The 17,089-nt window shown below is 71.8% G+C and carries 18 protein-coding genes; 13 read left to right on the forward strand and 5 right to left on the reverse strand.

Translation table 11 applies throughout. The features are described from left to right. Nucleotides 1-83: 83 nt before the first annotated feature. Entirely contained in the window at nt 84-560 is a 477-nt protein-coding gene (gene bcp / locus C2142_RS24730; protein WP_148644666.1) for a thioredoxin-dependent thiol peroxidase, read from the reverse strand. 143 nt (nt 561-703) lie between these two features. On the opposite strand from bcp, the gene C2142_RS24735 reads away from it, so the two are divergent. The 3 genes from C2142_RS24735 to C2142_RS24745 all read left to right on the forward strand — a co-directional run bounded on the left by C2142_RS24735 (nt 704) and on the right by C2142_RS24745 (nt 2,947). Beyond that, the gene (locus tag C2142_RS24735; protein ID WP_148644667.1) at nt 704-1,045 is read left to right on the forward strand and encodes a DUF3618 domain-containing protein; all 342 of its coding nucleotides are present in this window, start codon (nt 704-706) and stop codon (nt 1,043-1,045) included. 307 nt (nt 1,046-1,352) lie between these two features. Next, on the forward strand, nt 1,353-1,655 hold the full coding sequence (locus C2142_RS24740) for a co-chaperone GroES (protein WP_148645002.1): 303 nt from the start codon (nt 1,353-1,355) through the stop codon (nt 1,653-1,655). Between the two features lie 101 nt (nt 1,656-1,756). Continuing rightward, nucleotides 1,757-2,947: a winged helix DNA-binding domain-containing protein gene (locus C2142_RS24745; protein WP_174315684.1), complete on the forward strand. Its 1,191-nt coding sequence runs from the start codon at nt 1,757-1,759 to the stop codon at nt 2,945-2,947. Nucleotides 2,948-2,968: 21 nt separating this feature from the next. Here C2142_RS24745 and C2142_RS24750 read toward each other — a convergent pair whose 3' ends face one another. Continuing rightward, nucleotides 2,969-5,272, reverse strand: a complete 2,304-nt coding sequence (locus C2142_RS24750) for a transglycosylase domain-containing protein (RefSeq protein WP_208693233.1) — start codon at nt 5,270-5,272, stop codon at nt 2,969-2,971. A 330-nt stretch (nt 5,273-5,602) separates the two neighbouring features. Between C2142_RS24750 and C2142_RS24755 the strand changes: the two genes are divergently transcribed. From C2142_RS24755 to C2142_RS24795, 9 genes are all read left to right on the forward strand, one after another. After that, entirely contained in the window at nt 5,603-6,445 is an 843-nt protein-coding gene (locus tag C2142_RS24755; protein WP_148645877.1) for an ABC-2 family transporter protein, read from the forward strand. After that, nucleotides 6,438-7,376, forward strand: a complete 939-nt coding sequence (locus tag C2142_RS24760) for an ABC-2 family transporter protein (protein ID WP_346766392.1) — start codon at nt 6,438-6,440, stop codon at nt 7,374-7,376. The genes C2142_RS24755 and C2142_RS24760 overlap by 8 nt, the downstream gene beginning before the upstream one ends. Before the next feature lie 30 nt (nt 7,377-7,406). Continuing rightward, entirely contained in the window at nt 7,407-8,366 is a 960-nt protein-coding gene (locus C2142_RS24765; protein ID WP_148645005.1) for an ATP-binding cassette domain-containing protein, read from the forward strand. A gap of 200 nt (nt 8,367-8,566) precedes the next feature. Further along, entirely contained in the window at nt 8,567-9,862 is a 1,296-nt protein-coding gene (locus tag C2142_RS24770; RefSeq protein ID WP_241002755.1) for a DUF445 domain-containing protein, read from the forward strand. A gap of 84 nt (nt 9,863-9,946) precedes the next feature. Beyond that, nucleotides 9,947-11,014 carry an adenosine deaminase gene (locus C2142_RS24775; protein ID WP_174315734.1) on the forward strand — a complete coding sequence of 356 codons (1,068 nt, stop codon included), beginning with the start codon at nt 9,947-9,949 and terminating at the stop codon, nt 11,012-11,014. 147 nt (nt 11,015-11,161) lie between these two features. Further along, the gene (locus C2142_RS24780) at nt 11,162-11,743 is read left to right on the forward strand and encodes a toxin-antitoxin system HicB family antitoxin (RefSeq protein WP_148645006.1); all 582 of its coding nucleotides are present in this window, start codon (nt 11,162-11,164) and stop codon (nt 11,741-11,743) included. A 93-nt stretch (nt 11,744-11,836) separates the two neighbouring features. Beyond that, nucleotides 11,837-12,676: a DUF4097 family beta strand repeat-containing protein gene (locus tag C2142_RS24785; protein ID WP_148645007.1), complete on the forward strand. Its 840-nt coding sequence runs from the start codon at nt 11,837-11,839 to the stop codon at nt 12,674-12,676. Continuing rightward, nucleotides 12,676-13,602 carry an ATP-binding cassette domain-containing protein gene (locus C2142_RS24790; protein ID WP_148645008.1) on the forward strand — a complete coding sequence of 309 codons (927 nt, stop codon included), beginning with the start codon at nt 12,676-12,678 and terminating at the stop codon, nt 13,600-13,602. The genes C2142_RS24785 and C2142_RS24790 overlap by 1 nt, the downstream gene beginning before the upstream one ends. After that, nucleotides 13,599-14,378: an ABC transporter permease gene (locus C2142_RS24795; protein WP_148645009.1), complete on the forward strand. Its 780-nt coding sequence runs from the start codon at nt 13,599-13,601 to the stop codon at nt 14,376-14,378. The genes C2142_RS24790 and C2142_RS24795 overlap by 4 nt, the downstream gene beginning before the upstream one ends. Before the next feature lie 101 nt (nt 14,379-14,479). Here the strand turns inward: C2142_RS24795 and C2142_RS24800 are convergent, their stop codons facing one another. The 3 genes from C2142_RS24800 to C2142_RS24810 all read right to left on the reverse strand — a co-directional run bounded on the left by C2142_RS24800 (nt 14,480) and on the right by C2142_RS24810 (nt 16,444). Beyond that, a complete protein-coding gene (locus tag C2142_RS24800) occupies nt 14,480-15,220 on the reverse strand; it encodes a class I SAM-dependent methyltransferase (protein ID WP_148645010.1) in 741 nt (246 codons plus the stop codon). Between the two features lie 113 nt (nt 15,221-15,333). After that, entirely contained in the window at nt 15,334-15,519 is a 186-nt protein-coding gene (locus C2142_RS24805; RefSeq protein WP_148645011.1) for a DUF397 domain-containing protein, read from the reverse strand. Between the two features lie 4 nt (nt 15,520-15,523). After that, nucleotides 15,524-16,444: a DUF5753 domain-containing protein gene (locus C2142_RS24810; protein WP_148645012.1), complete on the reverse strand. Its 921-nt coding sequence runs from the start codon at nt 16,442-16,444 to the stop codon at nt 15,524-15,526. 203 nt (nt 16,445-16,647) lie between these two features. On the opposite strand from C2142_RS24810, the gene C2142_RS24815 reads away from it, so the two are divergent. Beyond that, a partial coding sequence (locus tag C2142_RS24815) for an ATP-binding protein (RefSeq protein ID WP_162002545.1) occupies nt 16,648-17,089 on the forward strand: 442 nt, incomplete at its 3' end.

Raw genomic sequence — 17,089 nt, forward strand, 5'->3', positions numbered from 1 at the left:
TCCGATCCGGACGTCCGCACGTCCCGGTGAGGAGCGCGGCCGTCCGGGCCGTCCCGTCCGGGCCGTCTCGTCAGGCGCTCTCGTCAGGCGGTCTCGACCTTGAGGTCGCGCAGCAGTTTGGCGACGTGGCCGGTGGCCTTCACGTTGTAGAGCGCGCGCTCGACCTTGCCCTGCTCGTCCACGATCACCGTGGAGCGGATCACACCCTGGTAGGTGCGGCCGTAGTTCTGCTTCTCGCCGTACGCGGCGTAGGCCTCCAGGACGGCGTGGTCCGGGTCGGAGAGCAGGACGACCTTGAGGTCCTCGGCCTCGCGGAACTTGCCGAGCTTCTCCGGCTTGTCCGGCGAGATGCCGATGACGTCGTAGCCGGCGCCGGCGAAGACCTCCAGGTTGTCGGTGAAGTCGCAGGCCTGCTTGGTGCAGCCCGGGGTGAGCGCGGCGGGGTAGAAGTAGACGATCACCTTGCGGCCGAGGTGGTCGGCGAGCGACACCTGGTTGCCGTCGGCGTCCGACAGGCTGAAGGCGGGCGCGGTGTCGCCGGGCTGGAGGCGCTCAGTCACGGGGGACTCTCCTGGTGCGTGGGCGGGTGGTCGTACCACGGCAAACTTACCTCCGATGGTGGGTGGGGCCGCGCGGCCGTTCGCGGTAGCTGACAAACTGGGTCAGTCGCACAGGACAACATCAGTGAATTGGGGTGGCCCGAGTGGGCGAGGCGAGCACGAAGGACAACTCGGCGAGGACGACCGCCCAGATCGAGGCGGACATCTCCCGCACCCGCACCCAGCTTGCGGCGACCCTGGACGAGCTCGCCATGCGTGTCCACCCGACCACGATCTCCGCCCAGGTCAAGGCGAAGGCGGTGGCCTCCGTGGAGGAGAAGGCCGCCCGGGCCTACGTGGCGGCCAGCGGGCTGGTGGAGAAGGCCAAGGCGCAGTTCGTGGACGAGGACGGGCGGCCGCGCAAGGAGCGGGTCGTCCCGGCCGCGCTCGTCGGCGCCGGTCTGGTGCTGCTGGTCGCCTCGGCCCGGAAGCGCCGCAAGAGCTGAACGGCGGGTTTCACGGGGCCGGGCGCCGCGGGTGCCCGGCCTTCCGTATGCCCGGGCGCCTTTCCCCGTGCCCGGGGGACTGCGCGGCCCGGGACCGCCGGTGGCCCGGGACCGCCGGTGGCCCGGGACCGTGCGGCCCGGGACCGCCCGCGCGGGCTTCTCGTACTCCGGGCCAGCGTCACGCTGCGAGCCCGGGAGCGGTACCTTCGGGATCGTGAGTACGAACGACGAACCGACCCCGAAGACCGCCTCGCCGGAGCACGACTCGCCGCGCCACGACCGGCTGGGCGAGAAGTTGCCGATCAAGATGCTGCACGACCGCGTCCTGGTGAAGACCGAAGGCAGCGAGGGCGAGCGCCGCTCGACCGGCGGCATCCTCATCCCGGCGACCGCGGAGCTGAGTAAAAGGTGCACCTGGGCGGAGGCCGTCGCAGTCGGCCAGAGCGTCCGGTCTGTCGAGCCCGGTGACCGGGTGCTCTACGACCCGGAGGACAAGCTGGAGGTCGAGGTCCGCGGCGCCACGTACGTGCTGCTGCGCGAGCGCGACCTGCACGCCGTCGCGGCGATGCGCTTCGGCGACACCGAGGGGTCGACCGGGCTGTACCTCTGAGGACCCGACCGGCCCCGGGCGGGCCGTCGCGCCGTGGTGCGCGGCGGCCCGCCTCTTCGCGTCCGGAGGCCGTTGTCGGACGGTGGCAGTAGGGTCCGGCCATGAGCAGTGGTGTGCGTTCGAGCGGTCTGCCCCTGATCGGTGACGAGCAGCGCCGGGCCCGGGTGGGGCGGCGGCACCTGCTGGCGCCCGCCGGGCGGGCGGCGCGGGTCGAGCAGGTGGCGGACGCGGTGGTCGGGCTGCACGCCACCGATGCCGCGACGGTGTACCTGTCGGCGTGCGCGCGGTTGGCGGGGCCGTGGGCGGCCGAGGTCGAGCGGGCGTTGTACGAGGACGTCTCGCTGGTGAAGCTGCTGTCGATGCGGCGGACGATCTTCGCGGTCACGGAGGAGTTCGCGCCGTTCGTGAGCGCGTCCACGGCGCGGGCGATCGCGGTCAAGGAGCGGGCGACGTTGCTGAAGCACCTCGGCCAGTTCGCCGAGGGCTGGGACGAGATGCGGCTCGCCGAGACGGAGCGGGCGGTGCTGGCGGCGCTGGAGCGGCGCGGTGAGGCGACGACGAGCGAACTCGGCGAGGACGTGCCGGCGTTGCGCGAGACGATGCTGATGTCGGCGGGCAAGCCCTACGAGGCGAAGCAGAGCGTGGGCAGTCGGCTGCTGCGGCTGCTGGCCTCGGACGGGCATCTGCGCCGGTGCCGGCCGCGGGGGTCGTGGCTGAGCAGCAGCTATCCGTGGGCGCGGGTGCCGCAGTGGCCGGACGTGCCGGTGCGGGAGGCCAAGGCGGAGGTGGTGCGGCGGTGGCTGGCGGCGTACGGGCCGGCCACGGTCGAGGACGTGAAGTGGTGGACGGGCTGGACGCTGGGGGACACCCGCAAGGCGCTGGCCGACGTGGGTGCGGTGGACGCGGCGCTGTCCGGGGGCGTGACGGGCCTGCTGCTGCCGGGGGACGTGGAGCCGGTGGCGGAGCCGGAGCCGTGGGCGGCGCTGTTGCCGGCGCTGGATCCGACGGTGATGGGCTGGCGCGGGCGTGACTGGTACCTGCGGCCGGAGGACGTCCCGGCCCTGTTCGACCGGGCGGGCAACGCGGGGCCGACGGTCTGGTGGTGCGGCCGGGTGGTGGGCGGCTGGGCGCAGCGTGCGGACGGCGAGGTGGTGTGGCGGCTGTTCACGGATGCCGGGGCGGAGGCGGGGGCGGCGGTCGCGGTGGAGGCGGCGCGGTTGTCGGGCTGGCTGGGGGAGGTGCGGGTGACGCCGCGGTTCCGGACGCCGCTGGAGCGGGAGCTGGTGTCGTGAGGCGCGTGGTGGCCGGGGCCGCTACGGGGCGGGTGGGGTGGCGGCGGCGGGCCCGGGGCCGGGGCCGCTGGTGGGGGTCACGGCCGGTGGCTCCGGGGTGGGTGTGGGGTGGGGCGCTTCGGGGGTGGGGTCGGCCGGCCGGGTCTCGGTGGGGCGGGTCTCGGTGGGGCGGCTGCTCGGGGTGGGCCGTTCGGGTGCCGGCGTGGTCGGGGCCGGGGTGCCGGTCGGCGCGCCGGTGGTGCTCGTGCCGGGGGACGGCATGGCCGGGGCGGTGGTGGTGGCGGGTGTGCTCGGCTCGTTGTTGCCCCGGCTGGGCTGGAGGTCGAAGTTCTGGACGGCGGTGCTCTCCAGGACGTCGGCCATGTAGGCGGTCCAGATCTCGGTGGGGAAGGCGCCGCCGTTGATCCGGGTGTAGCCGGCGGTGCCGGAGAGCGGTTCCTTGGCGTGGGTCTTCGGGTTCTCCCGGAAGAGGCCGACGGTGGTGGTGAGTTCGGGGGTGAAGCCGGCGAACCAGGCGGAGAGGTTGGAGTCGGTGGTGCCGGTCTTGCCGGCGGCGGGGCGGCCGAGGTCGAGGGCGGCGGCGCCGGTGCCGCGGGGGCTGACGACGTCGCGCAGGACGTCGGTGACGGCGTCGGCGGTGCCCCGGTCGATGGCGGCGGTCGGGACGTGTTCGGGCATCTTGGGGACGTCGATGGCGCCGCCGGTGTGGACGCGTTCGAGTTTGGTGACGGACCACGGGGTGTACGCCTGGCCGTGGTTGGCGAAGGCGGCGTAGGCGCCGGCCAGGTTGAGGGCGCTGGGGGTGGCGGTGCCCAGGGTCATCGAGGTGTTGGCCGGGTCCATGCCGGGGACGTTGTCGGGGATGCCGAGCCGGACGGCGGTTTCGCGGACGTGGGCGAGTCCGGCGTCGACGCCTTCCTGGGCGTAGACCGAGTTGACCGACTTCGCCATGGCGCGGCGCAGGGTGATGTCGCCGTAGTCGATGTCGTCCTCGTTGGGCGGCGCGTACGGGGTGGGACCGCCGGTGACGGGGCGTTCGCTGGCGCCGTCGTAGCGGGTTTCGGTGGTGATCGGGCGGCCGTCGCCGCTGCTGCGGCCGGAGTTGAGGCCGGCGGCGAGGTCGAAGGGCTTGAAGGTGGAGCCGATCTGGTTGTCCTGGCGCAGCGCGTCGTTGTAGGGCTGTCTGGCGTAGTCGGGGCCGCCGTAGACGGCGACGACGCGTCCGGTGGCGGGTTCGACGGAGGCGCCGGCGACGCGGACGTCGGTGTCGGTGGTGGGGCGTTTGGCGGGGTCGAGTTCGTCGGTGAGTTCCCGCTGGACGGCGTGGGTGAAGGCGTCCTGCTTGTCCTTGTCGAAGGTGGTGGTGATCCGCCAGCCGCCGGCTTTGAGGGTGGCGGTGTCGATGATGCCGGAGGAGAGGAGGTAGTCGTCCGCGACGCCGACCAGGTAGCCGGCCTGGCCGCCGAGGCCGGTGGCGGGCTGGGGGTCGACGGGTTCGGGGAAGGTGATGGCGGCGCGGTCGGCGGCGGTGAGGAAGCCGAGTTGGACCATGCCGTCGAGGGTGTAGTTCCAGCGGGCGACGGCCTTCTCGCGGTTGGCGGGGGTGGCGGTCTTGACGTCGTAGATGCTGGGGGCCTGGAGCAGGGCGGCGAGGTAGGCGCCCTGGGGGAGGGTGAGCTGGGAGACGTCGACGCCGTAGTAGGCGTGGGCGGCGCTCTGGATGCCGTAGGCGTTGCGGCCGAAGTAGCTGCTGTTGAGGTAGCCGGTGAGGACCTCGTTCTTGCTGCGTTGCTGGTCGACCTTGAGGGCGATGAAGAGTTCGCGGCCCTTGCGCTCGATGGTCTGGTCCTGGGTCAGGTAGTAGTTCTTGACGTACTGCTGGGTGATGGTGGAGCCGCCCTGCATGCCTTTGCCGGTGAGGGTGTTCCAGCCGGCCCGGACCATGCCCTTCAGGTCGACGCCGCGGTTCTGGTAGAAGGTGCGGTCCTCGGCGGAGACGACGGCGTGCTGGGTGTCGGGCGGGATCTGGGTGATCGTGACGTCGGTGCGGTTGACGGCGCCGGTGCGGGCGATCTCGGTGGTGCCGTCGGCGTAGAGGTAGATGTTGTTCTGGGCGACGGCGTGGGCGTTGGCGTCGGGCACGGGGACGATGAGGTAGAGCACGGCGAAGGAGCCGACGGCGGCGAGCAGGACGGCGGTGAGCGCGCCGAGGGTGACCCGCCAGGTGGGCAGGAGCCGGCGCCAGAACGGCTTGGCGCGGCGCGCCTCGCGACGGGCGGCCCGTTTGGCCTGGCGCCGGGTGCGGTGGTCTGCCCTCAAGGTCATGCGGTGATTATGTGCTATTTGATCCGCGATCAGGTGTTGGGAAAACCTGGTGCGTCAGGTGATCGTCGGCGGTACGGTGAAAGGTGCAAACCACATAGCGCACCCGGTTCTCGCGTACGAGGCCCGGTAGCTCCGCCCGCCCGCCCGGTACCCCCGGGTGGGGACGGCCGGAGCTGGTCCGGCATGCGCCGGTGTCCTGTGTGCCGGTGTCCCGCGCGCCGGTGCGCGGTGGGCCGGCGTTGCGGGAGCCCGGTTCCGTGCGCCCCGTTCCGGGTGCCTCCGCCTGCTCGTATTTGTCGATAAGGAGACAGTATGCCTATCGCTGTGCCCATGGAGACGCAGCTCAGGCCCCCTCCCGATGTCGGCGGCACCGCCCGCCTCTACCTCGCCGTCGCCCGCGGCGGCTTCCGCCGCTACTCGACCTACCGGGCCGCCACCGTGGCCGGCGCCGTCACCAACACCGTCTTCGGCTTCATCCTCGCCTACACCTTCATCGCCCTCTGGCAGGCCAGGCCCGGCCTCGGCGGCTACGACACCGCCCAGGCGGTCACCTACATCTGGATCAGCCAGTCCCTGCTGGCCACCGTCGCGGTCCTCGGCGGCGGCTTCCAGGACGACATCCAGGAGCGGTTCCGCAAGGGCGACATCGCGGTCGACCTCTACCGGCCGGTCGACTTCCAGGGCTGGTGGCTGGCCAACGACATCGGCCGGGCCGGCTTCCAGCTGCTGGCCCGCGGTGTCCTGCCGGTCGTCGCCGGCTGCCTGGCCTTCGACACCCGGCTGCCGCACGACCCGTCCGTCTGGGCCGTGTTCCTGGTCTCCGTCCTGCTCGCCGTGGTGGTCAGCTTCGGGCTGCGCTTCCTGGTCTCGCTGACCGGGTTCTGGCTCCAGGACGCGGACGGGATCCGCTCGGTCACGGTGGTGCTGACGATGTTCTTCTCCGGGATGCTGCTGCCGCTCGGCCTCTTCCCGGGCTGGCTCGGCGAGATCGCCCGGGTGCTGCCCTGGGCCGCGATGATCCAGATCCCCACGGACGTCTTCCTGGAGCGGAGCGCCGGCACCGGCCTGTTCGGCAGCCTCGGCCTCCAGGCGCTCTGGGCGGTCCTGCTGCTCGCCGCCGGGCAGGGCGTCCAGCGGCTCGCGACCCGCAAGGTGGTGGTCCAGGGTGGCTGACTCCCGACCCGCCGGCACCGCCTGCGCCGGGGAGCCCCCGGCCGGCACCGCCTGTGCCGGGAAGTCCCCGGCCGTCGCCGGGGCGCCCCCGGCCGGCCTCGTCCGGCCGGAGGGGCCCGTGGCGCGGGTCCGCTGGGCGGTCCGCTCCTGGTGGCTGGTGGCGGCCATGTGGAACCGCTCCACCATGTCCTACCGGCTCTCCTTCGCCCTGATGGCCCTGGCGAGCACGGTCGTCACCTTCCTCGACTTCGCCGTCATCCTGCTGATGTTCCAGCACACCCACGCCCTCGGCGGCTGGACCCTGCCCGAACTCGGCTTCCTGTACGGGACGTCGTCGTTCGCGCTGGGCACCGCCAACCTGCTGGTCGGCACGGCCGACGCGCTCGGCGAACGGATCCGCACCGGAAGCCTGGACACCATGCTGATCCGCCCCGCCCCCGCGCTGGCCCAGCTCTGCGCCGAGCGCTTCACCCTCCGCCGGCTCGGGCGGCCGGTGCAGGGGGCGGCCGTGCTGGTCTGGTCGCTGGCGGCCGTGGACGTCCACTGGACGTGGGACCGGGTGCTGCTGGTGCCCGTCCTGCTCGTCTGCGGCACCGCCATCTTCGCGTCGGCCTTCATCGGCGGCGCCACCGTGCAGTTCTGGTGGGGCGAAGCCGGCGAACTGCAGAACTCCATCACCTACGGCGGCGCCACCGTGCTGCAGTACCCGCCGACGATCTTCGCCAAGGAGCTCGTGGCCGGCGTGGTCTTCGGCATCCCGCTGGCGTTCGTCAACTGGCTGCCCGCCCAGCGCATCCTCGGCCGGCCCGACCCGCTCGGCCTGCCCACCGCCTTCCAGTACGCCTCGCCGGTCGCCGCGGTGCTCTGCTGCGCCGCCGCCGGCCTCGCCTGGCGGGCCGGTCTGCGCGCGTACCGCGGCACCGGCAGCTGATCCCCACCCCCTCGTGAAAGCAGAACTCCCATGGCACTGATCGAACTCGACGACGTCCGTCGCACCTTCACCGTCCGCGCCAAGGCCGGCCGGTTCCGGCGCGAGAAGCGCGAGGTGCGCGCCGTGGACGGGCTGAGCTTCAAGGTGGAGGCCGGCGAGTGCGTCGGCTACATCGGCCCGAACGGCGCCGGCAAGTCCACCACCATCAAGATGCTCACCGGCATCCTGGTGCCCTCCGGCGGGCGGCTGCGCGTCGCCGGCGTCGACCCGGCCCGGGAACGCGTCGCGCTGGCCCGCCGGATCGGCGTCGTCTTCGGGCAACGCACCACGCTCTGGTGGGACCTGCCGCTGCGCGACTCCTACGAACTCGCCCGCCGCCTCTATCGCATCCCCGACCAGCGATATCGCGCCAACCTCGAACGCTGCGTCGAACTGCTCGACCTCGGCGACCTGTTGGACACGCCGGTGCGCCAGCTCTCGCTCGGCCAGCGGATGCGCGGGGACCTGGCGGCGGCGCTGCTGCACGACCCGCAGGTGCTCTACCTGGACGAGCCCACCATCGGGCTGGACGTGGTCAGCAAGGGCAAGGTGCGCGAGTTCCTGCGGGAGGTCAACCGCGAACAGGGCACCACCGTGCTGCTCACCACCCACGACCTCACCGACATCGAGCAGCTCTGCGACCGGGTGATGGTGATCGACCACGGCCGGGTCGTCTACGACGGCGGACTGGACGGCCTGCACGCGGCGGGCGAGAGTGAGCGGACCCTGGTGGTCGACCTCGCCGAGACCGGGCCCCCGATCGAGGTGGCCGGCGCCCGGGTGGTGAAGGTCGAGGGGCCGCGGCAGTGGCTGGCCTTCCCGGCCCAGCAGAGCGCCGCCCCCATCGTCGCGGCCGTCGCCGGGCGGTACCCGATGGTCGACCTCTCGGTGCGCGAGCCCGCGATCGAGGACGTGATCGCCCGGATGTACGCGGAGGTCGCGATCGGCTGATGCGGCGGCGCGCGGCCGGGGGCGCCACGCCCCGGCCGCGCGCCTGCCCGCCGGCCGGGGGTGTTGTGGCCCGGCCGCGCGTGCTCGACGAGTGCGCCGGCCGCGTGCCCGGGTGCCCTCGGGCGCGTGGCGGCGGGCTCCCGGCGCGCGGTGGCGGGGCGCGCCGTTCGCTCGCGCTGGGCAAGGGGCAGACTGGCGGGGTGAGTGACGAAGCCTTCAGCGGGACCGGGCCCGGCGTTCGGTTCACCGCGGCCGACGAGGAGAAGAGACGCGGCGTCCGCCGGATGAAGACCATCGCGACCGGCCTGCTGGCCTTCGCGACCCTGGTCTTCGCCCTGGCCACCTGGGCGAAGGCGGCCGGCGCCGGTGCCTGGGCCGGTTACGTCGCAGCGGCCGCCGAGGCGGGCATGGTGGGCGCGCTGGCCGACTGGTTCGCGGTGACCGCGCTGTTCCGCCGCCCGTTCGGCCTGCCGATCCCGCACACCGCGATCATCCCGACCAAGAAGGACGCCTTCGGCCGGTCGCTCGGCGACTTCGTGGGCGACAACTTCCTCTCCGGCCACGTGGTGCGCGGCCGGCTCGCCGCGCTCGGCATCGCCCGCAGGCTGGGCGAGTGGCTGGCCGCGCCCGGCAGCGCCGAGCGGGTCACCAAGGAGGCCTCGGCCGCGCTGCGCGGGGTGCTCGCGGTGCTGCGCGACGACGACGTGCAGGCGGTCGTCGGCGAGGCGGTGACCCGGCGGGCCTCCGCCACCTCGGTCGCCGAGCCGATGGGCCGGATGCTCGGCAAGGTGGTCGCCGACGGCGGTCACCACGGTGTGGTCGACCTGGTCACCGTGCGGGCGCACGACTGGCTGACCGAGAACCACGAGGAGGTGGTCCAGAAGGTCACCCAGAAGACCCCGGGCTGGACGCCGAAGTTCATCGACCACCAGGTCGGCGAGCGGGTCTACAAGGAGCTGATGCGGTTCGTCACCGACATCCGCGACGACCCCGAGCACCCGGCCCGCGGCGCCGTCGACAACTTCCTCGCCGACTTCGCCACCGAGTTGCAGACCGACCCGGAGACCATCGCCCGGGTCGAGCGGGCCAAGGAGGACCTGCTGGCCCGTTCCGAGGTGCAGGACCTGATCGCCTCCACCTGGGCCGCGGTCCGCTCCCTGGTGCTGAACGCCGCCGAGGACGAGGACAGCGAACTACGCCGGCGCATCCGCACGGGCGTGCGCGAGTTCGGCGCGCGCCTGGCGACCGACCCGAAGCTCCAGGCCAAGGTGGACGGCTGGCTCCAGGACGCGGCCCAGTACCTGGTCGACACCTACCGCGCGGAGATCACCTCGCTGATCTCCGAGACGGTGGCGGGCTGGGACGCGGACGACGCCTCCCGCAAGATCGAGGCCAACGTCGGCCGCGACCTCCAGTTCATCCGGATCAACGGCACCGTGGTCGGCGCCCTGGCCGGCCTGCTGATCCACACGGTGGCGGTCGCGCTCGGCGGGTGAGCCGGGCCGCGCCGTGCCGGGCCGGGTGTGCTTATTCTGGCTGACACTGCTTGATACGCGCGTAGAGGAAAGAAGGGCACCACCGTGGTCCAGCCGGACGGAAGTCGGATCGGAAACCCCAGCGGGAACCGGGGCATCGAGGCGTTCATCGCCGGCATGCCCAAGGCGGAGCTGCACGTCCACCACGTCGGCTCGGCCTCGCCGCGTGTGGTCGCCGAGCTGGCCGCCCGCCACCGCGGCCAGGCCAAGGTGCCGACCGACCCCGCGGCCCTCGCCGAGTACTTCACCTTCACCGACTTCGCGCACTTCATCGAGGTCTACCTCAGCGTCGTCGACCTGATCCGCGACGCCGAGGACGTCCGCGCGCTCACCTACGGCGTCGCCGAGGACATGGCCCGGCAGAACATCCGCTACGCCGAGCTGACCGTGACCCCGTACTCGTCGGTCAGCCGCGGCATCCCCGACGTCGCCTTCATGGAGGCCATCGAGGACGCCCGGCTGCGCGCCGAGAAGGAGCTCGGCGTGGTGCTCCGCTGGTGCTTCGACATCCCCGGGGAGGCCGGCCTGGCCGCCGCCGAGGAGACCGCCCGGCTCGCCGTCGACCTCGCCCCCGAGGGCCTGGTCAGCTTCGGCCTGGGCGGCCCGGAGATCGGCGTTCCGCGCCCGCAGTTCAAGCCGTACTTCGACCGGGCGCGCGCGACCGGCCTGCGCAGCGTCCCGCACGCCGGTGAGACCACCGGCCCGGAGACGGTCTGGGACGCGCTGCGGGTGCTCGGCGCCGAGCGCATCGGCCACGGCACGCAGGCGGTGAAGGACCCGGCGCTGATGGACTTCCTCGGCGAGCACCGGATCCCGCTGGAGGTCTGCCCGACCTCCAACATCGCCACCCGGGCGGTGGAGCGGATGGAGGAGCACCCGATCAGGCGGATGGTGGACGCGGGCCTGCTGGTCACCGTCAACAGCGACGACCCGCCGATGTTCGGCACCGACCTCAACACCGAGTACGCGGTGGCAGCCCGGTTGCTGGACCTGGACGAGGCCGGCGTCGCCGCGCTGGCCCGCAACGCGGTCGAGGCGTCCTTCCTGGACGCGGCCGGCAAGGCCCGGATCGCCGACGAGATCGACGCCTACCTGGCGGCATGGCGGGCCTGAGCCCCTTCCCGCACCGCACCCCACCGCCCCGTCGGCTTCGGCCGGCGGGGCGGTGCTGCTTCCGGCGCGGCCCCTTCCCGCACCGTGGTGCCAAAGTGGTGCCATTAATGCCTCGACATGGCACCACGGCTGTGCCATGCTGAAGCCATGGACCTCACGCCGTACGTCGAAAACCTCCGGAACGAGCTCGCGGTGGCCGCCGCCGCCGGCGGGGAGGAGGCCCGCGCGCTGGCCGAGCGGCTGGCCCTCCCATTGGACTCGGCCGTGCGGCTCACTCTGCTCAACGCGCTCTCGGCCGCCATGGGCGAAGTCACCCGTGACCTCGCCCCGGGCTCGGTGGACGTGCGCCTGCGCGGGCTCGACCCGGAGTTCGTGGTGACGGTACCGCCCGGCTCCGACAGCTTCCACAGCGATGCGTCGTTCGTGATGCCACCGGTGGCTCCGGTGGTGCCATCCGGTTCACCGGGGGCTCCGTCGGCGGTGCCGTCGGTGGCACCGGAGTCGGACGAGTCGGGCACCGCCCGGATCAACCTGCGCCTGCCCGCGAACCTCAAGGCCCGGGCGGAGGAGGCCGCGGGGCAGGAGGGCCTGTCCCTCAACGCCTGGCTGGTCCGGGCCGTCGCCGGCGCACTGGAGGGCGGTGAGTCCGCCGCCCGCCCGGTGGCCGGCCCCGGCATCCGTGCTCCGCGCGGCGTCGGCGGCCAGGGCTTCACCGGCTGGGTCCACTGACGCTTCCGCACCATCCGAACCCCCTGCACCTTCCACGTCACCCCCGCTCCGACCAGCGGGAACACCTACACGAGTCAAGAGGACGGGACAGTCATGCCTACGTACGAGACCGACGGACCGATCTCCGCCACCCTGGAGTTCGAGATCGGCACGGTGTGGATCCGCGCGGGCAAGCGCACCGACACCGTGGTCGAGGTCCGCCCCGCCAACGCAGCCAGGGAGGCGGACGTCAAGGCCGCCGAGCTGACCCAGGTCGACTTCGCCGGTGGTCGGCTCACCCTCAAGGGCCCCAAGCAGCGCACCGTGTTCTCCAACAAGAAGGGCTCGATCGAGGTCCTGGTCGAACTGCCGTCGGGCTCCGAGGTGCACGCCGACTCCCCGATGGCCGACTTCGTCACCGAGGGCCCGCTCGGCGACTGCCGGCTGAAGGCCTCCATGGGGCGGATCCAGATCGACCGGGCCGAGGGCGTGCGGCTCAAGACCGACCACGGGGACATCCGGGTCGGCGCGGTCTCCGGGGACGCCGAGGTGTCCGGCGCCGGCCGGATCGAGGTCGGCAGTGTCGGGGGCCGGCTGACGGTCAAGAACAGCAACGGCGACACCGAGATCGACGAGGTGTACGGCGAGCTGACGGCCAACGCCTCCAACGGCCGGATCCACGTCGGCCTCGCCGAGGCGGGCGTGGACGCCAAGACGGCCAACGGCCACATCCGGCTCGGCCGGGTGGTCCGGGGCAAGGTCGTCGTGCAGAGCGGCGTCGGGGACGTGGAGGTCGGCATCGCGGAGGGCACGGCGGCCTGGCTCGACGTGCACAGCAAGTTCGGCACGGTGCGCAACACCCTCGGTGCGGCGGAGGGTCCGGGCGACGCCCGGGAGACCGTCGAGGTCCGCGGCCGGACCCAGGTGGGCAGCATCATCGTCCGGAGGGCGTGATGGCGGCGATCTCGGCGATCGGGCTCACCAAGTCCTACGGGGACAAGGAGGTGCTGAAGGGCGTCGACCTGGAGATCCCGGCAGGCACCGTGTTCGCCCTCCTCGGGCCGAACGGGGCCGGCAAGACGACCACCGTGCAGATCCTCTCCACCCTGATCCCGGCCGACGGCGGGGTGGCCCGGGTGGCCGGGCACGACCTCGTCCGCGAGGCCGACGGGGTGCGGGCGGCGATCGGGGTGACCGGTCAGTTCTCGGCGGTGGACAACCTGCTCACCGCCGAGGAGAACCTGCTGCTGATGGCGGACCTCAACCACCTCCGCCGTCGGGAGGGGCGGAGGCGGGTGGAGGCGTTGCTGGCCCGCTTCGATCTCACGGAGGCCGCGCGCAAGCCCGTGGCCACCTTTTCGGGAGGCATGCGGCGAAAGCTCGACCTGGCGATGACGCTGGTCGGCGACCCGGAGGTGATCTTCCTCGACGAGCCGACCACCGGGCTGGACCCGCGCAGCCGGCGGACGATGTGGGAGATCATCCGGGGGCTGGTCAGCGACCATGGGGTGACGATCTTCCTGACCACCCAGTACCTGGACGAGGCCGACCAGCTCGCCGACCGGATCGCCGTCCTGGACGGCGGCCGGATCGTCGCCGAGGGCACGGCCGAGGAGCTCAAGCGGATCGTCCCCGGCGGGCGGATCCGGCTCCACTTCGCGGACGGCGCCCAGCTGGGCGCGGCCGCCGCGCTGTTCGACTACGCGACGGTGGACATCGAGGCCCTGCGGCTGGACATCCCCGGGGACAACTCCGTCCTCACCGTGAAGACCGTGCTCGACGTACTCGACAACGCCTCGGTGCGAGCGGAGCGGCTGGTCGTGGAGACGGCCGATCTGGACGACGTGTTCCTCACCCTGACCGAGGGGGCCGCCCGATGAGCAGCGCGACGACCTACGCCGTCAGCGACTCGCTGACGATGCTGCGGCGCAACCTCAAGCACGCGCAGCGGTACCCGTCGCTGACCTTCGCGGTCGTGATGATGCCCGTGATGATGCTGCTGCTGTTCAACTACGCGTTCGGCGGCGCGCTCGGCCTGGGCATCGGCGCCGGCGAGTACATCGACTACGTCACCCCCGGCATTCTGCTGATGGCGGCGACGTCCGGGGCCCTGGTGACGGCGATCGGCGTCTGCGTCGACATGACCGAGGGCATCGTCAACCGCTTCCGGACGATGGCGATATCGCGCTCGGCGTTCCTCACCGGCCACGTGGTCGGCAGCGTCATCCAGACGGCGATCGGCCTGGTCCTCGTGCTCGCCGCCGCCCTCGCGATGGGCTTCCGGCCCAACGCCACCCCGGTGGAGTGGCTCGCCGTCGCCGGCCTGCTCCTCTTCGTCATCCTGGCCCTGACCTGGCTCTCCGCCGGAATCGGCCTGGTCGCCAAGACGCCGGAGAGCGCCAGCAACATCCCGATGCCGCTCCAGTTCCTGCCCTTCATCGGCAGCGCCATCGTCCCGCCGGACTCGATGCCGACGGCACTGCGGTGGTTCGCCGAGTACCAGCCGTTCACCCCGATCATCGAGAGCCTGCGCGGCCTGCTGATGGGCACGGAGATAGGCGGCAGCGCGGTGGCCGCGCTGGGCTGGTGCGTCGCCCTGACCGGGATCGGTTACCTCTGGGCACGGCGCACCTTCTACCGCACGGCGCGCGGGTAGCGACTGCGCCCCTGGCACCGTCTGACCGCCACCGTGTCGGGTGGCGGTCAGCGGCGGTTGGCGTGCTTGGTGCCCGGTGCCCGGTGCCTGGCGGCTTGCGGTCAGGCCAGGACCAGGAGGTCCATCCAACTGACGGCCGGCTCGTCCGGTGCGGCAGCGGCGGCCGCCCGGAGACGGGCCAGCCCGTCGGCATACTGGGTGTCGGTGAGGGCACGGAGCTTGGAGTCGGCCTCGCGCCGCAGCCCGTCGGCGAAGGCGCCGAGGGTCGGCGCACTCTGCTGGGGGAGGGAGCGGAGGGCGACGCGGGCGAAGCCGGCGGTGGCGAAGGCGGCGCAGACCTGGTCGACGCTCGGGTAGCCGTCGATGCTCCGTGCGGTCTCGGGGAAGTAGCGCACCCGGAGGTCCCGGTCGCAGCGCCCGGGGAAGGTGTTGCGGATCAGCACGGGCGCGCCCGGCCGAAGGGCGCGCCGCAGTTCGCGGGCGGCGGCCTCCAGGTCGGTGAGGTGGTGGAGCACCGAGCCGAGCCAGGCCGCGTCCGCGCAGCCGTCCGGTACGGGCAGGGCCTCGGCCGTTCCGGCGAGCACCTCGATGCCCGGGGAGTCGGGGATCAACGCCCGCATCGCTTCGGCGGGTTCGACGGCCAGGACCCGCACGCCGTACCAGTCGTGGAATGCGGCGGCGAAGGCCCCGGTGCCGGCGCCCACGTCCAGCACGGTCGAACCGGGGGTGAGCGGGGCGGCCTCGGCAACGGCCTGCCGCCACGCGGTGAGCCCGTCGCGGGGCACCTCGCGGGCGGTGCGGTAGTCGGCGGCGGTCTGGCGGTCGTAGACGCTGTCGGCCATGTCGGTGCTCCCCCAGGGTGGTTGGGCAGGTGATCATGCCAGACGGCGGCGTGGGAGTGAGCGGGCGCAGGAAGTCGATGAGGTCGACTTCCTGCGCCGAATGGAGAGCGGAGTCAGACGTCGAACTCGCCGTTGCGGATGCCGGTGAGGAGGACGCGCCATTCGTCCTTGGTCAGTTGGGCGATGGAGGATGGGCTGAGGCTGCTGCGCAGGTAGACGGTGTCAGAGGTGATGGCCACTTCCGGGCAGTTGTTGGAATTGGCGCATGCGGTGGGTCGCATCCAGAGGGTGTCGTCCATCGATCTAGATCTCCTTCTTGACTCTTGCGATGAAGTCCCGCGAACCCTCGATCGAGAGAGACCGGTTAGTCATCTTGTCGACGATCGCGCGGTACTTCTCCAGGTGTTCCGCTGAGTGGAGGTAGATCGGGCCGTCGACCGAGTCGTACTGAACCGTGTCGAGCCGTGGTACGTCGCCCCTCGCATAGATGATCGCTTGACCGGATCCTACGAAGCCGCCCGACTCGAAGGTCACGACTCGCAGCGTCACGTGCGGGAGATGGGATAGCTCAAGCATCCGGTCCAACTGGTCCCGGGTGACCGCGCGCCCTCCGAAGCGCATGCGAAGGGCAGCTTCGTGAACGATGGCTGTATACGGTTGCGCGCCGTCTTTCATCAACGTCTCGCATCGCCGCATGCGATGTTCGATGCGAGTCTCGACGATGCGAGGCGTCAAGGGCGGCTCGGCCTCGCGGAAGACGGCCCGGCTGTACTGCTCAGTTTGCATCGGCCCTGGCGGATGGCAGATCTGATACGAGCACATGCCTTTCGCGTTGTACTCGAACTCGGCGATCTCAAGGAAGCCGGGCGGTACTGCTCCTCGGTACTCCTCCCACCACCCCTTGGTCCGATCGCCCGCCATCGCGGCGAGTGCACTGACGTACGCGGAGTCGGCTTCCTCGTATCTGTGAGCAAGGGCCATCACCCGCTTGGGGGTCACGGCGTAACTCCCCTGCTCGATGAGGGTGATCTTCGTGCGAGCCAGTCCGAGGACAGCGGCAGCCTCAGCAGCGGTTACGTCGGCGGCGTCGCGCATCTTGCGCAGTTCGATACCGATCCGCTGCTTTCGTGCACTCGGGGGAGAGGACATGGGGTCAAGCATCCATCGGGACTGTATCGAGAGTCCAGCCACATAGAGGTACATGTCCCAGAAGTGGTGGTACATGTACCCCACTATGCCCTACAGTCTGTGATGCACCGATCACCGGATGGGTAGTCAATAACGTCCATGAGCAGGGCAGTTGGTACCGGCTGCCCGGGCACCGAAGAGCACGTGCAGGCGGCGACGCCAACCCCGCTGCGCGCTCGCTCACGGCGACGGACCCTCCGGGTGCGTCCTTCATCGCCTACACCGCAGGGAGATTCCCCGTGTGTAACTGCACCCTCAACTCCCCTTCCCTCGCCCTCGCCCGCGAGGCCCTGCGCGCCGCCATGGCGCGCGCCGGTTGGGACTTCGAGTCCATCGCGGATGCCGAACTTGCCCTCGCCGAGCTCATCGTGAACGCGTGGCGGCACGGCGGGACGACCTCGCCCGTCGTCCTGGTCCTGATCCTCGGCCGTACGCTCCGCGTCTCCGTGAGCGACGACAGCACCGACTTCCCCGAGCAGCGCGAACCCTGCGAGTTCGCGGAGTCCGGGCGCGGCCTCCGGCTCGTCCAGGGCCTCACCCACCGCTGGGGGACCGAGCCCCAGAAGCACGGCAAGTCCGTCTGGTTCGAGTGCGCCCTGAAAGCGCCTGGTTGTATTCCCGGCAGAGCCGGGAGGAATTCGGAGGATATTCCTGGGTCCAATGGCTTACCTGGCGCCGAAA

It is taken from the genome of Streptomyces sp. CB01881, assembly GCF_002953255.1.
Classification (GTDB): Bacteria; Actinomycetota; Actinomycetes; order Streptomycetales; family Streptomycetaceae; genus Kitasatospora.